The organism is Kribbella polygonati (assembly GCF_050320105.1).
Classification (GTDB): Bacteria; Actinomycetota; Actinomycetes; order Propionibacteriales; family Kribbellaceae; genus Kribbella.
On sequence record NZ_CP190129.1, the window covers coordinates 7,834,652 to 7,852,265 of the forward strand.

The 17,614-nt window shown below is 70.0% G+C and carries 22 protein-coding genes; 7 read left to right on the forward strand and 15 right to left on the reverse strand.

Features of this window, described 5'->3' with window-relative positions; genetic code table 11:
• Positions 1-2: 2 nt before the first annotated feature.
• A complete protein-coding gene (locus ACQHIV_RS37600; RefSeq protein WP_427889092.1) occupies positions 3-896 on the forward strand; it encodes a DUF3800 domain-containing protein in 894 nt (297 codons plus the stop codon).
• Here the strand turns inward: ACQHIV_RS37600 and ACQHIV_RS37605 are convergent.
• The gene (locus ACQHIV_RS37605) at positions 848-1,615 is read right to left on the reverse strand and encodes an SDR family oxidoreductase (protein ID WP_427889093.1); all 768 of its coding nucleotides are present in this window, start codon (positions 1,613-1,615) and stop codon (positions 848-850) included. The genes ACQHIV_RS37600 and ACQHIV_RS37605 overlap by 49 nt on opposite strands.
• Before the next feature lie 156 nt (positions 1,616-1,771).
• Between ACQHIV_RS37605 and ACQHIV_RS37610 the strand changes: the two genes are divergently transcribed.
• The 3 genes from ACQHIV_RS37610 (at position 1,772) to ACQHIV_RS37620 (ending at position 3,940) form a co-directional block, all read left to right on the forward strand.
• Positions 1,772-2,149 (forward strand): YciI family protein, encoded by a 378-nt coding sequence (locus tag ACQHIV_RS37610; protein WP_427889094.1) that lies wholly within the window; start codon positions 1,772-1,774, stop codon positions 2,147-2,149.
• 124 nt (positions 2,150-2,273) lie between these two features.
• Positions 2,274-2,855, forward strand: a complete 582-nt coding sequence (locus tag ACQHIV_RS37615) for an adenylate kinase (RefSeq protein ID WP_427889095.1) — start codon at positions 2,274-2,276, stop codon at positions 2,853-2,855.
• A 35-nt stretch (positions 2,856-2,890) separates the two neighbouring features.
• Positions 2,891-3,940 (forward strand): lipoyl protein ligase domain-containing protein, encoded by a 1,050-nt coding sequence (locus ACQHIV_RS37620; RefSeq protein WP_427889096.1) that lies wholly within the window; start codon positions 2,891-2,893, stop codon positions 3,938-3,940.
• On the opposite strand, the gene ACQHIV_RS37625 is transcribed toward ACQHIV_RS37620, so the two are convergent.
• The 7 genes from ACQHIV_RS37625 to ACQHIV_RS37655 form a co-directional block, all read right to left on the reverse strand.
• Positions 3,924-4,745 carry a PhzF family phenazine biosynthesis protein gene (locus ACQHIV_RS37625; protein ID WP_427889097.1) on the reverse strand — a complete coding sequence of 274 codons (822 nt, stop codon included), beginning with the start codon at positions 4,743-4,745 and terminating at the stop codon, positions 3,924-3,926. The genes ACQHIV_RS37620 and ACQHIV_RS37625 overlap by 17 nt on opposite strands.
• A 12-nt stretch (positions 4,746-4,757) precedes the next feature.
• Positions 4,758-5,117: a hypothetical protein gene (locus ACQHIV_RS37630; protein ID WP_427889098.1), complete on the reverse strand. Its 360-nt coding sequence runs from the start codon at positions 5,115-5,117 to the stop codon at positions 4,758-4,760.
• 33 nt (positions 5,118-5,150) lie between these two features.
• Complete coding sequence (locus tag ACQHIV_RS37635; RefSeq protein WP_427889099.1) at positions 5,151-5,849, reverse strand: DUF1707 SHOCT-like domain-containing protein; 699 nt, start codon at positions 5,847-5,849, stop codon at positions 5,151-5,153.
• A complete protein-coding gene (locus ACQHIV_RS37640) occupies positions 5,846-6,568 on the reverse strand; it encodes a PadR family transcriptional regulator (protein ID WP_427889100.1) in 723 nt (240 codons plus the stop codon). Before ACQHIV_RS37640 ends, ACQHIV_RS37635 begins: the two co-directional genes overlap by 4 nt.
• 77 nt (positions 6,569-6,645) lie before the next feature.
• Entirely contained in the window at positions 6,646-7,350 is a 705-nt protein-coding gene (locus tag ACQHIV_RS37645) for an LmeA family phospholipid-binding protein (RefSeq protein WP_427889101.1), read from the reverse strand.
• Positions 7,340-8,248 (reverse strand): NAD-dependent epimerase/dehydratase family protein, encoded by a 909-nt coding sequence (locus ACQHIV_RS37650; protein ID WP_427889102.1) that lies wholly within the window; start codon positions 8,246-8,248, stop codon positions 7,340-7,342. Before ACQHIV_RS37650 ends, ACQHIV_RS37645 begins: the two co-directional genes overlap by 11 nt.
• 97 nt (positions 8,249-8,345) lie before the next feature.
• Positions 8,346-9,437 carry an AAA family ATPase gene (locus ACQHIV_RS37655; protein WP_427889103.1) on the reverse strand — a complete coding sequence of 364 codons (1,092 nt, stop codon included), beginning with the start codon at positions 9,435-9,437 and terminating at the stop codon, positions 8,346-8,348.
• 57 nt (positions 9,438-9,494) lie between these two features.
• Between ACQHIV_RS37655 and ACQHIV_RS37660 the strand changes: the two genes are divergently transcribed.
• The 3 genes from ACQHIV_RS37660 (at position 9,495) to ACQHIV_RS37670 (ending at position 11,570) form a co-directional block, all read left to right on the forward strand.
• Positions 9,495-10,253, forward strand: coding sequence for an SDR family oxidoreductase (locus ACQHIV_RS37660; RefSeq protein WP_427889104.1), 759 nt, complete (start codon positions 9,495-9,497; stop codon positions 10,251-10,253).
• A 27-nt stretch (positions 10,254-10,280) separates the two neighbouring features.
• Entirely contained in the window at positions 10,281-11,087 is an 807-nt protein-coding gene (locus ACQHIV_RS37665) for a MerR family transcriptional regulator (protein WP_427889105.1), read from the forward strand.
• Positions 11,088-11,282: 195 nt separating this feature from the next.
• Entirely contained in the window at positions 11,283-11,570 is a 288-nt protein-coding gene (locus ACQHIV_RS37670) for a hypothetical protein (RefSeq protein ID WP_427889106.1), read from the forward strand.
• A 118-nt stretch (positions 11,571-11,688) separates the two neighbouring features.
• On the opposite strand, the gene ACQHIV_RS37675 is transcribed toward ACQHIV_RS37670, so the two are convergent.
• The 7 genes from ACQHIV_RS37675 to ACQHIV_RS37705 all read right to left on the reverse strand — a co-directional run bounded on the left by ACQHIV_RS37675 (position 11,689) and on the right by ACQHIV_RS37705 (position 17,492).
• Positions 11,689-12,249: a lytic transglycosylase domain-containing protein gene (locus tag ACQHIV_RS37675; RefSeq protein WP_427896642.1), complete on the reverse strand. Its 561-nt coding sequence runs from the start codon at positions 12,247-12,249 to the stop codon at positions 11,689-11,691.
• 154 nt (positions 12,250-12,403) lie between these two features.
• Positions 12,404-13,243, reverse strand: coding sequence for a phosphate ABC transporter ATP-binding protein (locus tag ACQHIV_RS37680; RefSeq protein ID WP_427889107.1), 840 nt, complete (start codon positions 13,241-13,243; stop codon positions 12,404-12,406).
• An 8-nt stretch (positions 13,244-13,251) separates the two neighbouring features.
• Positions 13,252-13,575, reverse strand: coding sequence for a hypothetical protein (locus ACQHIV_RS37685; RefSeq protein ID WP_427889108.1), 324 nt, complete (start codon positions 13,573-13,575; stop codon positions 13,252-13,254).
• 26 nt (positions 13,576-13,601) lie between these two features.
• A complete protein-coding gene (locus ACQHIV_RS37690) occupies positions 13,602-14,111 on the reverse strand; it encodes a sortase (RefSeq protein ID WP_427889109.1) in 510 nt (169 codons plus the stop codon).
• Positions 14,108-15,256 carry a WxL protein peptidoglycan domain-containing protein gene (locus tag ACQHIV_RS37695; RefSeq protein WP_427889110.1) on the reverse strand — a complete coding sequence of 383 codons (1,149 nt, stop codon included), beginning with the start codon at positions 15,254-15,256 and terminating at the stop codon, positions 14,108-14,110. The genes ACQHIV_RS37690 and ACQHIV_RS37695 overlap by 4 nt, the downstream gene beginning before the upstream one ends.
• Before the next feature lie 101 nt (positions 15,257-15,357).
• Positions 15,358-16,347, reverse strand: coding sequence for a hypothetical protein (locus tag ACQHIV_RS37700; RefSeq protein ID WP_427889111.1), 990 nt, complete (start codon positions 16,345-16,347; stop codon positions 15,358-15,360).
• A gap of 26 nt (positions 16,348-16,373) precedes the next feature.
• Positions 16,374-17,492 (reverse strand): hypothetical protein, encoded by a 1,119-nt coding sequence (locus ACQHIV_RS37705; protein WP_427889112.1) that lies wholly within the window; start codon positions 17,490-17,492, stop codon positions 16,374-16,376.
• Between the last annotated feature and the right edge of the window lie 122 nt (positions 17,493-17,614).

A 17,614-nucleotide genomic window follows, 5' to 3' on the forward strand; every position in this document is an offset into this window, starting at 1 on the left:
ACATGACATCTCCGACGGACTGCATCGACATCGCGTGTGACGAGTCGGGGTTCTCCGGAACCAACCTGCTCGATCCCGCCTCGCCGGTCATCACCCACGCCGGCGTCGACCTCGACCTGTCCGCGGCCGCCGACGTGATCGCGGTCCTGCGGACCAGCCTGCGGCGGAGTTCGGAGTACAAGTCCAACCAGCTGCTGCGCCCCGAGCAGCGGCCCGCGCTCGAGTGGTTGCTGACCACGCTCCGCGGGCGCGCGCACGTGCACGTGATCGACAAGACGGCGTACGTCGCCGCGCGGGTCTTCGAGCTGTTCACCGAGGAACCGACGTACGGCGCGGGCACCAGCCTCGGATCGGACCACGCGGAGGCGGCCGCGGCGCTCCGGCACCGGACCGGGTTCCTGGCGGCGTTCGTCGACCTGACCCGGACGAAGCGGGTGCGGCTGATGGACCACGTGGCGGTCGACCGGTTCTTCGCGACGATGCCGGCCGACGTCCCCGCGTTGCGGGCACTGACCCGGGCCCGGGTCGAGACGGTGATGCAGCGGCTGATCGACGAGGACCCGGAGCTCCCGCCGCCGCTGGAGCCGCTGGTCCCGGCGCTCGCCGAGACGGTGCTGTACTGGAGTTCCGGCGGTCGCTCGGTCGCCGTGGCGCACGACGAGCAGAGCGCGCTGACGCCCGGGCGGGTCGATCGCCTGGGGCAGTTCCTGGCCGAGCAGGTCGATCCGCCGCCGTTGCGGTCGTTCGTGCAGGTCGATTCGCGCGAGGACCCGCGGGTTCAGGTCGCCGACTTCCTGGCTGGGATCGTACGGCGCGGTCGTCCCGACCTGGAGGAGCTGCTGGAGCCTTACACCAGCGCGGCTTCCTGGGCTGCGACGAAGTCCTCCCAGGTGTGAGTTCCGACCGTGGCCCCGGTCAGTGTGAGGTTGGCGCCCGCGCGGTACACCTTGCCCGCCTTGCCGGGGAGCCTGATCGGCAGCGACAGCCGGTGCTTGCCGGTCGCGCGCAGGTAGTCGTGGGCCAGCTCAGGCAGCGTGTAGACCTTCGGCCCGACCAGATCCGCGACCAGGCCCTGCGGTTCAGCCAGTACGAGTTCCGCGAGCCGTGCGGCCACGTCGCGGCCGTCGACCGGCTGGAACCGGATCCCGCCCGGCATCGGCATCACCGGCAGCTTCGCCATCGCCCGCACCGTCGTCCAGGCGAACTCGTGCAGCTGCGCGACCCGCAGTACGGTCGACGGGATTTTCGCGTTGCGGACGGCCTGCTCGGCGCCGAGCTTCGACTTGAAGTAGCCGAACGGCAACTGGTCGACCGCGGTCACCGAGATGTGCACGAGGTGGCCGACCTTGGCCCGCTCGGCCGCCGCGACCAGGTTCGCCGTGGTGAGTTCGTCGCCCTTCGGCGCGCCGGCCAGGTGGAGTACGACGTCGACGCCGTCCAGGGCCGCGTCCAGGCCGTCGCCGGTCCGCAGGTCGACGGCCAGGTACTCGACGCCGTCGCCACGGTCGGTCGCATGCCGGCTGAGGACCTTGACCTTGCAGCCGGCCGCCTGCAGCAGCGGTACGACCTGTTGGCCGATCCGTCCGGTTCCGCCGGTCACCAGCACTGTGCTCATGATCTCTGCTCCGTTCTCGGGGTTCTGTAGCGCTGACGGAGCCCGGCCGGGTGAGTGTGACCGAATGTGAGCTGGAATACATCCAGGCAAAATGTCGAGGGCCTGCCGGCGCCTCCGACGTCCGGGGTGAATCGGCACACAACAGGAGGTTCTGAGATGAAGTACGTGGTTCTGATCCACTCCAACCCGCAGCCGTGGGGACACCCGACGATCGACTTCACCGAGGTCGGGCGGGCGATCCCGGCCGACGAGCGGGCGGCGATGGGCAAGGAGTTCGACGAGCTGCTCACCGAGCTGTCCCAGTCCGGCGAGCTGGTCAGCGGGCTGGCGTTGGACGCACCCTCGACCTCGCGGACGTACCGCTGGGAGGGCCGGAAGCCGGTCAGCACCGACGGCCCGTACGCCGAGTCGAAGGAGCAGCTCGCCGGGTTCTTCGTACTGAACTGCGCCACCCGGGAGCGCGCGGAGGAGCTGGCCGCGAAGTTCGCCGGACCGGGCGACGTGATCGAGCTGCGTCCGGAGATGGAGTTCTGAGCGCGCTCGCGGACAGTTCCGCGCGGATGTGACGTACGACGGATTTTTCGAGTGACGTACGCCGTACCGCGGGCGCGGCCGATCCCATTAATCTGGGGGACTTACCGAGAGTCAGGGGTGCGCCGTGACGACTGTCTTGCTGATGGGACCGCCCGGAGCGGGTAAGGGCACGCATGCGGGCCATCTGGCCGAGCATCTCGGCGTACCCGTGATCTCCACCGGCGACCTGTTCCGTCGCAACATCGCGGAGGGGACGGAGCTCGGCCGCACCGCGCAGCGCTACCTCGACGCCGGGGAGTACGTGCCCGACGAGGTCACCAACGACATGGTCCGCGACCGGCTCGCGGCGCCCGACGCCCGTCCGGGATTCGTCCTGGACGGGTACCCGCGCACCCTCGACCAGGCCGGCGTACTCGACGGCATCCTCGACGCTCAGGGCCGTTCACTGGACGCGGCCGTCGTCCTGAAGGTCCCGGTCGACGCCCTGGTCGGCCGGCTCCTCAAGCGCGCCGAGATCGAGCACCGCTCGGACGACACCGAGGACGTCATCCGCCGCCGCTTCGAGATCTACCACGAGCAGACCGCACCCCTCCTCCAGTTCTACTCCGCCCGCGGCATCGACCACGAGGTCGACGCCTCCCCGGACATCGACACAGTCCGCCTCCACGTCCGCCAGGTCGCCGTACAACTCAAGCTTGCTGCGTAGGGAACAAGCGCTCTCCGGAGCAGGTTGTTCTGAACATGCATGGTGAGTACAAAGTCCCGGGTGGGAAGCTTGTTGTCGCGGATCTGGATGTGGTGGACGGGCGGGTGCGGTCGGCGCAGATCTCCGGGGACTTCTTTCTCGAGCCGGACGACGCGCTGGAGCGGATCAACGGGGCACTCGCGGGGCTTCCGGTCGACACGGCCGCCGCGCAGCTCGCGGCGCGGGTGCGTGGTGCTCTCGGGGACGGCGTCGAGATGCTCGGGTTCTCGCCCGAGGCCGTCGCGGTCGCCGTACGGCGGGCGTTGACCGGCGCGACCGGCTGGCAGGACCACGACTGGCAGTTCGTGCACGACGTACCGCGGGAGCCCGCGCTGCAGATGGCGCTCGACGAGGTGCTGACCGAGCAGGTCGGCGCGGGGGAGCGGCCGCCGACGCTGCGGGTCTGGGAGTGGGCGTCGAACGCGGTCATCATCGGCAGCTTCCAGTCCGTCCGCAACGAGGTCGACCTGGACGGCGCGGCCCGGCACGACGTCACGGTGGTACGCCGGATCAGCGGCGGCGGCGCGATGTTCGTGGAGCCGGGGAACACCATCACGTACTCGCTGTACGTCCCGGAGTCCCTGGTCTCCGGCCTGTCGTTCGTCGAGTCGTACGCGTTCCTGGACGACTGGGTCATTGGTGCGCTCAACGATCTCGGGATCGCCGCGACGTACCAGCCGATCAACGACATCACCTCCCCGGCCGGGAAGATCGCCGGCGCCGCGCAGAAGCGGTTCGCCGGCGGCGCGGTGCTGCACCACGTGACGATGGCGTACGACATGGACGCGTCGAAGATGCTCGACGTACTGCGGATCGGCCGCGAGAAGCTGTCCGACAAGGGCACGACCAGCGCGAACAAGCGCGTCGACCCGCTCCGCAGCCAGACCGGTCTGGAACGCGCGGAGGTGATCTCGCGGATGGTCGGCACCTTCCGGAACCGCTACGGGCTCGCGGACGGCACGATCTCCGCCGGCACGGTCGCGCTCGCCGAGGAGCGGGTAGCGGCGAAGTTCGGCACCGCGGAGTGGCTTACCCGGGTGCCGTGATCGGTACGGCGTTCCCGCTCACTCGCACGCGCCGGTCGTCCGGGCGCAGCTCGACCGTGATCAGGCTCGGTCGCCCGAGGTCGTCGCCCTGGTGGAGCGTGATCGTGGGCCGGTCGCGGCCGAGCTCGCGCAGGTACGCGCCGAACGCGGCCGCGGCGGCACCGGTCGCCGGGTCCTCGACGACGCCCCCGACCGGGAACGGGTCGCGGACGTGGAACACGGTCGGCGACTCCTGCCAGACGAGCTGCAGCGTGGTCAGGTCGCGGTCGAGCATGTACTGGCGCAGACCGTCGAAGTCGTAGTCGAGGTCGGCCAGGCGCTCGCGGGTGTTGGTACTCAGCACCAGGTGGCGGGCGCCGGCGTACGCGATCTTCGGTGGTAGGTCCGGGTTGAGGTCGTCGGCTGACCAGTCGAGCAGGGAGAGCGCGCCGGGTACGTCGTCCGCGTCCTCGACGGAGGGCTCGACGCTGGTGAGAGTCGCGCGGAGGTCCGCGTCGACGGTGACCGGGACGAGCCCGGCCCGGGTCGAGAAGACAACCTCGCCGGGGCCGTCGCGCTCCGCCAGGGCGACAGCGGTCGCGACGGTCGCATGCCCGCAGAAGGGGACCTCGGCCTGGGGCGAGAAGTAACGCACCGGCTGTACGTCGGTCGCCCGCGTGAGAAAGGCAGTCTCGGAATACCCGACCTCAGCGGCAATCGCCTGCATCGCACCGTCGTCGAGCCCGTCCGCGTCGAGAACCACCCCCGCAGGATTGCCACCAGCCGGGTCAGAGGTGAAGGCCGCATACCGCAGCACCGTCGTCATAGGGCTATCCAATCACCGGGTCCAGTCCAGCTGCGCATCCGGAATGCGGAGGGTTCGCCCGTACTCCTTCGCAGTCTCCCGCACCGCGTCGTCGCCGCGGTCGTAGCGGAACACCTTGCCGGGGAACACGACGAAGATCTCCTGCGCGTTGTGGAAGTCGGCGTACCAGCCGGGCTCGTCCAGGGCGTCCGCGAGTACGTCGGCAAGGTCCTCGCCGCGGTCCACGGAGAACTCCAGGAGGGACCACAGGCGTGGCTGGTCCGCCGACGTACCTTCAACCGCTATCCGGCTGAGCTTCTGGACCGTCAGGGGGATGCCGGTGAGGACGGTCCCGGGCTTGAGACTTTCCAGGATCAACACGCCGTTGTACATGCGCCGGACCTTACGGCCCGGCGCCGACAGGTTTCAGTGTTGCCAGCGGCGGCGGGAGATGCCGCTGAGCATCACGATCCAGAACACGCCCCAGAGCAGCCACGGGGCGGTGAGCGCCACCGAGCTGATCACGAGACCGATCATCAGGAACGGCGCAATCATCAGGAACACCGGCGGCGGCCCGGGACGGCGTACCGGCGGACCGGCCTGGACCGGCTGCAGCGCGGCCGCCCGCGGGAGCTCGTCGAAGAGCGCTTCGAACTCGTCGGCGTACCGCGCCTTGGTCGCCCGCTCGCTCCGCTCCTCGAACTCCTCCTGCGTCAAGCGCCCGGCCACGAAGTGCTCACTGAGCACCGCCACCGCCTGATCCCGCTCCGCATCCCCAACCCGCACCCGCTTAGAAGGCACGCTGCGTTGGGGAGAACCCCCGCCCGGCACCCCGCTCACCAGGCCGTCCCACGAATCGGCGCTGTTCGGCGCCCCGCTCATCGGGCCGGTCCACGAGCCGTCCGTCGGCTGGGTGTCCTGCGGGTTGTTGCTCCACGCGGTGGCTCGCCAGTCGCCGGACCAGCCGCGGGCGTGCCAGTCGCCGCCCCAGTTGTGCCGGCGGGTGCGGGCGTCGTCGAACCAGCCGTTCCAGGCCTCGTCCCAGTTCGGGCCGCCCTGCCAGTCGCGCCGGCGGCGGCCGGCGGGACCGCCTCGGCGCCGGCGGTCCCGGTCGGCGGGGCTCATGACGGGTCCTGCTCGCTGTCGTCGCCGGACTCCGCGAGGATCCCGTACAGCTTCCGCCGCAGCTCGACGACCGCCTCGCGGGCCTTCGCCTGCTGCTCCGGCGTACCGCTCGCCAGCACCTGCCACATCGCCGTCGCGACCTGCCCGAACAGCGGCTTGAACCCGTTCTCGTCGTCGCCGGACGGCGCGCTCATCGTCTCCCACGGCGCGGACACCTCGTCCTGGTGCTCAGCGACGTACGTGCGTCCCTCGTCGGTCAGCCGGAACGTCCGCCGCCCGACCTCCGCGTCCGCCGTCACCAGCCCCTCGTCCTCGAGCTGCTGCAGCGTCGGGTAGATCGACCCGGGGCTCGGCTTCCACACCCCACCGGACCGCTCGGCGATCTCCTGGATGATCCCGTACCCGTTCATCGGCTGCTCGGCGAGTACGGCGAGAATCGCCGCCCGCACGTCCCCGCGCCGCGCCTTCGGCCCACGCCAGCGCGGCGGCGGCGGACCCCACGGCGGCGCGAACATCTGCCCGCCGCCGAACATCCCCCACTGCGGCCCGAAGCCCTGGTGACCGCCGCGGTGTGCCTGCTGCCCGCGGCGGCCGGTCATCGCCGCGCGGAGCTCGTCCTTGATGTCGTCGAAGGCAGCACAGTTCTTCCCGAACTGCCGCTCGAACTGCCGTACGAAGTCCTGCCACGGGAATCCCGCGGCGTACGCCGATCCGGTCATCTCGACCACCCGTCCCTCACGAATGTGATTGCGATAGTTCGACGATATATCGCGAACCATCGCAACCCAAGGGAGAGTCAGCGGGTGAACTGAAGGTTCTGCACCGTCGCCGCGAGCACCACCGCGTTGTCCTGGACGGAGACCTGCGTGAGCTGTGCGTTGTACGGCAGCTTCGGGAGCTCGATCCCGCCGGCCAGGCTCTTCAGGGCGGCCGGCAGCGAACCGGACTGGTCCGCGAGCTGGAGTGAGATCTTGCCGTCCTGGAGCTGCGGCGTCACCGGCACGTCGAGGTTGAGCCCGTTACCGGTGTACTTCAGGTGCAGCTTGCTGCCGACCGACTCCATGGACAGCCCCTGGATGTTCGTGGTCTTCACGGCCAGCCGGCCGAGCTCCCGCGGCGACAGTCGCACCTGCATGTCGGTGGTGCCGACCGTGACCGTGCCGCTCTGGCCGAACAGCAGCGACCGCGGTACGTGCACGTTCTTCATGTCGACGGTCAGGTTCTCGCCCGGGATCTTCGCGAACGCCGGCTTCCCCATCGTCAACGTGACCTTGGAGAAGTCCTGCTTGATCAGCTGCGGAAGGAACCCGAACCCGCCGATCTTCGCGGAGACGTCGGCGGAGCGCACCTGGTACTTCGCCGCCTCCTTCTGCGCCATCGACGCGAGCTGGTTCTGCGCGACCACCGCCGCGACCCGGTCGACCACGACCAGTAGCACCACCAGCACCACCAGCGTCACGACGAGCCGGCGCAAACCCCGGCCCTGCCTGCTAGGACTCATTACTGCCCTTTCCGATCATTTCCCGGAGCGCGTCGTCGGTCGGCGCAGCTTCGATGCCGAAGGCAACCGTAGCCGCGGTCGAGTCGACCACGAACGGCCGCTGCCACTGGTACTGCATCTCCACCATCTCCCGCGCGGCCGGATCGACCAACCCGGCCAGCCGGAGTACCGCCGCCGGCATCGCGGCCACCCGCGCCGGCGGTGCACCCGCCAGTACGGCGGCCCGGGTCGCGAGCTGGTTCACCGACAGCGGCTCCGGTGTCGGTACGTGCCAGGCGCGGCCCCACGCGGTCTCGTCGTCGGCGACGGCGATCAACGTCCGCGCCACGTCGCCGACGTACGTCCAGCTGTGCGGCGCGTCGAGGTCGCCCGGCAGCATCCCGCGCTTGCCGCGCACCACTTTCGGCAGCACGGTCACGCTGAACGGCGACACCGCGCCGGCGCCCAGGTAGTCGGACCCGCGCACCTCGGCGGTCCGGATCCGTCCAGCCTCGTGTGCCGTCAGCTGGTCGTTCCACAGCTGCGCGCGGACCCGGCCCTTCACGGTGTTCGGACGCAGCGGGAGATCCTCGGTCATCGGGCCGTCGACTGGCCCGTACCCGTACAGGTTCCCGGTGGTGACCAGCACCGCCCCGGACGCCTCCGCGGCCGCGATCAGCGCCGCACCGAGCGGCGGCCACTCCGTCGTCCACTTGTTGTACGCCGGTCCCGCGCACGAGTAGATCGCCGTGGCGCCGTCGACGTACTGCGTCAACCCGGCCTTGGCGTCCGCCGCGACCAGCTCGGCCCCGTCCGGGCCCGCGCCCGACCGGGTGATCACCCGAACCTGCTCGCCGCGCGCCAGCAGGAGCCGCGCAACGACGCTCCCGACCGCACCAGCACCCACTACGACCCGCACACGCTTCCCTTCCAGGCGACCAGCCCACACAGTACCGATCAAACAGCCTGCGTATTCACGGCAGCTGAAGGTCTTCTCAGGTTGAGCGTCTCCCCACTCAGCTCGGGCGTTTCCCGACTGCCGGCGGCCACCGGTCCGCGATCCACTCCGGCCAGCCGGCGAAGCCGTCCGGCGGATCACCCACCGGATCACTCCCGTCCAACTCACCCGCCGTCGGTACGTCGAACCGCGCCGCCCACGAGGCCAGCTCCGCGTCCGAGATCGGCCAGGTGTCCTCCGGCCGCGCCGCCAGCCGCTCGTCCAGCCGCCGCCGCTGCTCGCCCGGCGCCACCTCGAAGTACCGCACCTCGGCCCGCGCCCCCACCCGCGCCGCCGCATCCCGCAACGCGTCCCGCTCCGCCCGACTCCACAACCCGAAGTCGATCACCACATCCACCCCGAGCTCCAGCCCCCGCAACCCGATCCCGATCAACCGCCCCTCGATGACCGTCGACGCGACCTCCGGGTTCCCGTCCCCGTAGAGCGCCTTCACCCACTCGTCCTTCGTCAACCGAAGCGCCCCCACCTCACCCGCCACCCGACGAGCCCAAGTCGTCTTCCCGGTCCCCGGCAACCCCACCGTCAAATACAACGTCGGCCGCTTCGCAATCGCGCCCGCGTCAGCGGTGGTTCCGGCCGCCACCGAGCCGGCGGCGGAGCGGCGTTCGCGGCGCACCTCGTCGAGCATCTGCTGGGTGAACGGATCGCCTTCGGCCCACTCGTCAAGGCTGAACGGCTTGCTCTGCGGCGTCGGCATCGAGTCGTAGACACGTACGGTCGGATCGTCGATCACCCCCGGCGGCGGCTCGTCGTCGCCGCGCATCGTCCGGTACTGCTGGGTCGACATCACCACCAGCACAGGTTCGCCGTCGCCGACCAGGACCGGGTACTCGAACGTGCCACCACGCATCGCCTCGACCATCGCGGCCAACTGTCGGCCGAGCACGTCAGGAGCAACCACGTCCGGCCGCCGACCGAGGCTCGTATCGCCGCCGAGGTCGTCGTACTGGTCGTAGCTCGCGATGACGGCCTCGGGTACACCGTCGTCGCCGAACGCGAACGCCTGTGTCTCGCCGTGCGTCATCCGCCGGACCACACCGGCGATGTCGGCCGCGACGTCGGCGACGGACGGCAGATCGGGCGTGGACATGCCTCAGATCGTAGGTGGCTTGAGTCTCTCCCCGCGGGAGGGTCGAGGGTCGTGGGCATGAGCGGAAATGGTGATCTCGAAGGGCGGCTGGCTGTTGTGGCCGGTGGGAGTAGAGGAGTCGGGCTGGCCACGGCGCGCCGGCTTTCTGAGGCAGGTGCGCGGGTCTTGACGATCGCACGTACGGCGGCTGCCTCGGTGCGGGCCGACCTGAGCACACCCGACGGCGTCGCCGCGGCGGTCGCGGTGATTGCCGAGGTCGGCGTACCGGATGTGCTGGTTCACGTTGTCGGCGGATCGCACACTCCGGCGGGCGGGTTCGCGGTGATCGGCGACGAGTTGTGGGAGGCCGAGTTGGCGCTGAACCTGCTGCCGGCGGTGCGCCTGGATCGGGCGCTGGTGCCGCAGATGGTTGCGCGTGGCTCGGGAGCGGTTGTCCATGTGACCTCGATCCAGCGGCGGTTGCCGTTGCACGAGTCGACGCTCGGGTACGCGGCGGCGAAGGCGGCGCTGACGACGTACAGCAAGGGTCTTGCCAACGAGGTGGCGCCCGCCGGGGTGCGGGTCAACGCCGTCGCGCCGGGCTGGATCCGGACCGACGGGGCCGAGCAGTTGATCGGCCGGCGGATGAGCGAGGACGGGCTGTCGCGCGAGCAGGCCGTAGCGGGCCTGATGCAGTCGCTCGGCGGCGTACCGCTGGGCCGGCCTGCCGAACCGGAGGAGGTCGCCGAGCTGATCGCCTTCCTCGCCTCCAACCGCGCCGGAGCGGTCGTCGGCGCCGAGTACGTCGTCGACGGCGGCACCGTCCCGACCGTCTGAGTCCCCGCGCGGGGCAGAATCACGAGCATGGGGAAACGGCTGACGATCGGGGAGTTCTCCCGGATCACCCATCTGAGCATCCGCGCGCTGCGGCGGTACCACGAGCAGGACCTCCTCGTCCCGGCCGAGGTCGATCCGGCCAGCGGCTACCGCTACTACTCGCTCGAGCAGGTACGCCCGGCGCTCACCATCCGCCGGTTCCGCGAACTCGACGTCCCGCTCGCCGACCTCCGCACCTTCCTGCGCGCCGACTCGTCGGCCACCGACGTGGAGCAGCACCAGATCCTCACGGCCCACCTACGCCGCCTGGAGGACCGCCTCGGCCGTACCCAGCGTGCGGTCGAGGCACTACGCGAACTCCTGGACCCAGCCGTCGAGCGCACTGTCACCCTGGAGACGCTCCCAGCCCAGCGCGTCCTCGCCGTCACCCTCGACGTACGACCCGGCGCAGACCTGACCTGGTACGACGCCGCCATGCGCGACCTCGACACCGCCGTCGTGAACCGCCCGGTCCTACCACCCGGCGGCCGCTACGCCCACGACCTGTTCACCGAAGGCCACGGCCGAGCCACCGTCTACCTCCCAACCGACGCCAAGCCACCGTCAGCCACACCCAACGTCCGCGAACTCGACCTCCCGGAACGCCGCGCGGCCGTAGCAACCCACACCGGCTCCCACGACGACCTGGACCTCACCTACGGCGCCGTAGGCTCCTACGCGGCCCACCACAACCTGCAGGCCCAAGACCTCGTCGAAGAGCTCTACCTGGTAGGCCCCCGCGACACCGACCAACCACCCCGCTGGCGAACCCTCGTCGCCTGGCTCGTCGACTGAACTTGCCCCCGGCAGCGTCAGATCGTGAAGTGGGGTTCAGGGGTTGAACATGCGTTTGCTCGTGTGCTACTCCGGGAACTGGTGGTTCAGGAGCCATCTTGTGGGCGCGCACGTCGGCGTGGTTGGGGCACGTTGACAACGTAGTTCTTCGTTCTCGCGGGGCCGGGGTTGCCGGCTTGGTGGGAGGGATGCCCTGTGACAACGCATGTTGAGTACACGGTCGAGCGGGGGTCTGGGCTGCTCGCCGACGTGGAGACGTACTTCGAGAACCGGGCCTGGCACACACGTCGCAGCGACTGCCCGAAGCCGTTCGCGTCCGGGGTGAGCCGGGATCGGTTGATCGCCATCGGGGTCGAGGTGGCTCGCTGGAACGGGCTACGGCACATCATCCGCGACACCGAGGGCGCGGTCGTCGAGATCAACGTCTACGTGACGGGCCCGTACCCATCCAGGTCGCCGATCAGGCGAGAGCGGTACTCCTAGCGCTGGAGACCGGGGTGAGGGGCGCGAGTCTCCAGCGGACGATGCCGTGCAGCTGTGACATCGCCGGCCGCACGGCATCCCGTCCCGGGCCGGATCACGATCGAGCAGACTGAGTGAGCTACGGGCGGCTTGCCTGGGCGTAGGTGTTGGCTTTGTTGAGGACCAGGTCGGCGTACGTCGAGGACGCGTTGTAGCGCAGGATCGCGCGGCGCCAGCTCGCGGCTTGGGAGAGGTCTTCGCCGGTGTCGCACAGGAGACGGGCCGCGGTGAGGGCGGCGTCGTCGATCTGTTGGGGGTCGGCGATGCCGTCGCCGTTCGCGTCGGTGCCCCACTTGGCCCAGGTCGACGGGATGAACTGCAGGGGGCCGACGGCGCGGTCCCAGATCGGGTCGCCGTCGAGGTGGCCGTGGTCGGTGTCGCGGATCGCCCGGACGCCTTCGGAGCCGTCGAGCGGGATTCCGATGATGGGGGAGCTGGGGCGGCCGTCGGCGCGGAGGGTCCGGCCGGCGAAATGGCCGTGGACGGATTCGGCGAAGCCGAGGCCGGCGAGGGTCGGCCAGCCGAGGTGGCAGCCGGGTTGTTGCTTGTTGATCAGTACGTCGGCTGTCGCGTACCCCTGGAGGGCGCGTTCAGGGATGCCGGTACGGCGTGCCACGTCGGCGACCCAACTGCTCGCCACCAAGGCATGTGTTCCCTTGGACGGCGTGGTCCGTGGAGCCGATTGAACGAGCAGGTCTGGTGGTGGCGTCCTCGGGGTTTGCCCTGGCACGGTTGCGAACAGGCCTGCCGCGACTGTTGCCGCGAGAGCCAGCGCCACCGCTGCGAGGCCCCGGTCAGCCGAAGCGGCCGTTGACATAGTCGTTGGTTCGCTGGTCCTGGGGGTTGCCGAACATCAGGTTGGTCGGGCCGTGCTCGACGATGGCGCCGGGGGTTCCTTGTTCGGCGAGGAAGAAGGCGCAGTACTGCGAGACGCGCGCTGCCTGCTGCATGTTGTGGGTGACGATCACGATCGTGACCTCGTCGGACAGCTCCGCGATCGTCTCCTCGATCCGCCGGGTCGAGGTCGGGTCGAGGGCGGAGCACGGTTCGTCCATCAGCAGCACGCGCGGCTCGATCGACAGCGACCGCGCGATGCACAACCGCTGCTGTTGCCCGCCGGACAGTCGGCCGCCGGGTTGTTTGAGCCGATCGCGGACTTCCTTCCACAGGCCGGCCTTGGTGAGGCATTCCTCGACCAGGTCGTCGCGGGCGGATCCACCGACCCGGCGGCCGGTGAGCTTCAGGCCGGCGACCACGTTGTCGTAGATCGACATCGCGGGAAACGGGTTGGGCTTCTGGAAGACCATGCCGATCTCGCGGCGTACGTCGGTGATGCGGCGCGCGACGTCGTAGATGTCCCGGTCGGCGAGCAGCACCTCGCCGGACAGCTTGGCGCCGGGGACCAGTTCGTGCATCCGGTTCAGGATCCGCAGGAACGTGGACTTGCCGCAGCCGGACGGTCCGATCAGCGCGGTGACCCGCCCGGCCGCCATCGTCAGCGACACCTGTTCGAGCACCTTGTGGGTACCGAACCAGGCGGAAACGTTCCGCGCCTCCAAGCCGGTCAGATCGCTCTCGGGCACCTGCGTCGGCTCGCTCACAGCGGGCAGGACCGTGGTCGTGGCGTCAGTCATCGATGTCCTCACATCAGATTGGGGAGCAGCAGTGCGACTTGATCGGTGACCGTGAGCCCGAGGACCGTGACGACGGGTACGCCGGCGAGCCAGGCCTGGGCCCTGCCCCACGTCGAGGCTGCCCATGCTGTTGCCGCTGCGGCGAGAGCGAGCGCCTGCGACCACAGCACCACGCCGATCCAGGCGGACAGATCGTTGCCCATCGCCTCTTCGGACGCCTCGAGTCCCGCCGAGTGCAGCGGCCGCGACGGCGTGGCTACGGGCTTGCTGACGAGTTGCGCGTCGACCCGCAGTACGCCGCTCGGCCGGAACGGCGCGCCGTCGGCGGTCACCAGCGTCAGGCGTCCTTCGCCGGACTTCAGGGGGAGCGGCGCCTGGTCGCCGGCCCGTCGTACGCCGAGGACCTGGTACGTGTGCTCGCCCTGCCCGGTCGTACGGTGAACCGGTCGCCGGGCTGCAGCAGGCCGATCCGTCCGAACGGGCCGCCGTACGCCGAGCGCCGTCCGAGCAGCACGCACGTGCCTTCCTGACCGGGGAACGCGGTGTCGCGGCGATGGCCTGGTCCGGAGCGGAGTACCTCGGGGGTGGTGCCTTCGAAGACGACCTCGTGGATTCGTGCGGCGGGGATGTCGAGGACGGCGATCGCGGTGCCGAACGGGTACAGCAGGCCGTCGGGGTTCAGTTGGCTGACGGGCGCGGTTCCGTTCGCGAGTTCGAAGCGGAAGTTCGAGTACGCGACCTGCTGCGTGCGCAGGTGTGTGACCGATGACAGCGGACCGAGCTGGGCGAGGGCGCCGAACAGGACGACGGCGATCAGGGTCAGCGTGCTGCCGATCAGCTGCAGCGGCCCGGCCTGTTGAGGGGTCATGCCTGGCCGGCCCGGGCTTCCGCGAGGGCGTCGGCGCGGGCCTTCGCGACGGCGGTGCCGAGCTCGTCCGCGGCGCGTTGCCTGCGGGTACGTCGTACTCGGAGGAGCGCGGCGATTGCCAGCAGCAACAATGCGAGGACGGCGAGCTCCGGGAGTGGGATCGCCCAGGTGGCGGCGGCGCCGGTGACCGACGGTGGTTCGGGGTCGTTCGCGACGGCGTGCGGCACGGTGGGGTCGAGCTTGGCCTGGACGTTGATCCGGCCGGCTCGTTGGACGTGGGTGGCCGTGGTGGTCACGGTGTACGACTGGCCGGGCAGGAGTTCGGGCAGGTTGGCCAGGCCGATCGTCGTGAGTCCTACGCCGAGTGGTCCTTGTACGTCGACGTGTTGACCGCCGGCGACGCGCATGTTTCCGGTGTTCTTGATCGTGTACGTCGTACTCAGGCTGCCGCCCGCGAAGGGGATCCAGCCCTGGTGGAAGGTCGCGGACATGCCGGTGACCGCGACGGCCGGTTGGAGGTCGCCGTGCACGCGGAGGTAGATGCGGGCGCCGACGCGGTTCTCGACCAGGACCTTGCTGCCGTTCTTCTCGGTCTTCACATCGGTCAGCGACGCGACGATGCCGCCGGCGTGGTCGCCAGGAGTGGCGTGCTTCGGGATGCGCAGTACGAACGGGAGGTCGACGTGGCCGCCGGCGGGGATCTGGACGCGGCGGTTGTTCAGAGCGACCCAGGCGCCTACTTCGGTGGGCTTCTGGTCGCCGGGGAGGAGGGAGAACTTGCCGTCTGGGGTGTTGAATGCGTCGCCGGAGTAGACGCGGAAGAGGAGGGGCTTCTTGCTGAGGTTGTTGACCCGCACGGTGTCGCGCACTGTCGCACCTGGGTCGAGTTCGTAGACGAACGTACTGCGGCCGTCCGGTCCCTTCGCCGACGACGGTTGCACGGACCAGCTTGCGGGGCTCGGTACGACGACCGCCGGTGCGCCGGTCTGCTGCGCCTGCGCCGCCGGTGCGAGGCCGAGCGCCGCCAGGACCGTGACGACGGCGACGACGGGGCGGATGGCGCGGGGAGCACGGATGTGAGCCGCCGGCGTGCGGGTACGGTTCGCGCCGACGGGTCGGCGAGGTGCGGGGACTGGGCTGGTCATCGTCGGGCTCCCTGGCGGTGCTGTGGGACGGAGCGGTAGAAGGGGGCGGGGTGGTGGAGGGGTGGGCCGGGCCGGTAGTGGAGACCGGTCCGGCCCACGTTTCAGAGGGTGGTCAGGGTGAGGGTGGCGACGTACGTGCCCGCCGGGGTGGTGGTCGGGAGCTCGAGGGAGAGCCCGGCACCGAGGACGGCGGAACCGATGCCGCTGCCGGCCGGAGCGCTGCCCAGCGGGCGCGCCTCGGACAGACCCGTGCCGGCGCTGAAGCCCGGTGCCACCGCGGCACCGGCGACGACGCCCTGGCCGGATGACTGCGACACGACCGACGGCGTCCAACCGAGGTACTTGCCGTCAAAGGTGTTTGCGCCGGAGGAGAACGCGCTCACCTGGGCCGTGGTGTTCCAGCCCGGCTTGGCGGAGCGGTTGTCGGTGACGGTCACCGGGTCGAGTTGGCCCGACGAGGACAGCCGGTCACCGGCGAGGGCCGGGGTCGGCAGGGTCACCTGGCCGTCGTCGCCGACGGTCATCGTGAGCTGCTCGGCCGGGGCCTGGACGGTGGTGGTGATCTTCTCCTCGCCCTTCACGCCACCGGTGGGCGGCGGCGTGCTGTCCTTCAGCCGCCAGGTGTCGCCCTCGACGACGATCTTGGTCGAGTAGTAGTCGGGCGCCGGCTCGAACTGCATCGACAGGCAGGTGATCCGCAGCTCGAACTCACCCTTGCGCCCCTGCAGCCGGGTCTCCAGCGTCCGGGCGGTACCCGCGACACCCTTGACCTCGACGAACGGGACCTTGTCGTAGCCGCCCTCGTTCAGCGTCGGGCCGAGCGAGAACCGCTCCGACACCGGGTCGAGGGTGCCGTCGCCGTTGGTGTCGACCATGACGTCGAGCGACGCGCCCTGGGAGTACGCGGCCGGGCACGGGCCGGACGACTTGGCCGACGTCACGAACGGGCCGGCGTTGATGCTGCCGGTCGTCTCCGACAGCGTCACGGTGCCGATGCTCGCGGCGTTCGCGGGCGCGGCGACCAGGCCGGTCACGACCAGGCCGAGGGCGACGGCGCCACCGAGTGCAGCCGCCCGGAAGGACTTGTGCATGTTGTTCCTTTCGAAGGTCTTGCGCATTAGCTGTTCGCTCGCAGTCCGGTCGCGCCACAGGCCTGCTTGAGCAGGTCACCGGGCACGGAGGTGGTGCGGAAGCCGAAGCCGAAGGCCTGGATCACGGCGCTCTGCTGACAGACCGCCGAGTTCGCGCCGACGAAGGTGTTCACGATCGTCGAGTCGGGGGCAGCGCCCTCGATGTCGTGCGTCGGGACCACGTTGTAGACGTCGCGGATGATCGGGAACGAGGTGTTCAGCTTCGGGTCGGTCCCGGTGGTCGGTGCGACACCGTTGATCCGGCCGAGCACCGCGCTGCCGCGCCGGTCCTCGGTGTTGACCGTGACGCCGCCGATGGTCTTGCCGTGGTTGGTCTGGGCGATGTACTGCGCCACCGAGAACGGCACGATGTCCGCCTTGTTCTGGGCGAAGTCGTACGTCAGCACCCGGCCGTCGTGTTCCTGGATGGTGTTGTTGCGCTGCTGGATGCACGGGTACGCCGGAAGCTCGTCCTCCAGGATGTCCACCTTGGACAGCCAGAACGCCCGCGTGCCCGAGCCCGACTGCGGCAGCAGCGGCGTGACGGCGATGCCGTTGACGCTGCGGATGACGCACTTGTAGATGCCTTCCAGCTGCTGTGCGGTCAGCGTGGTCGGGAAGCCGAGGTCGCTGACGGCGTTGCTGTGCACGGCGTACGTGACGGCGTCGACACCGAACGGGATGTAGGTGTAGTTGCCGGTCGCGGTCGGGGTCGACGGCGAGCTGGACGACCGGGCGAAGTCGACGCAGTTCGTGATCGTCTTGCCGTTCCACTGACCTTCGCCCTCCGAGGCCCGCAGCGCGCTGCGGCCCTGGCCCGAGCCGTCGGGACGGACGATGCCGGTGCAGTTGGCGTTGGTGGCCGGGTCCTTGGTGGTGATGGTCGACGTGCCACGGGCGTCCCAGGACGCGATCGTGGCGCCGCCGTTCACGGTCAGGCCCACGCCGTTCATCACGTCCTGGGTCGTGTCCGAGCCGACGCCGGCGAGCTGCCGGTAGTCGGTGACCGGGTTCGGGTCGGCCGACGCGGTCGGCGCGGCCAGACCCAGGACCAGTACGGCGGCGGCCGCGGCCGCGCCGTACCGGGCGTAACGATGGAGCTTCACTGCATTACTCCCCTTTTCTTCGACGCATTCCCCGAGCAATTCAGATCCTTTCGATCGACGGAATGTGCCCACCACCGGAATCGGGCGAACGTTTGGCGCCGCCACGCCTCGCCAACGTTGTG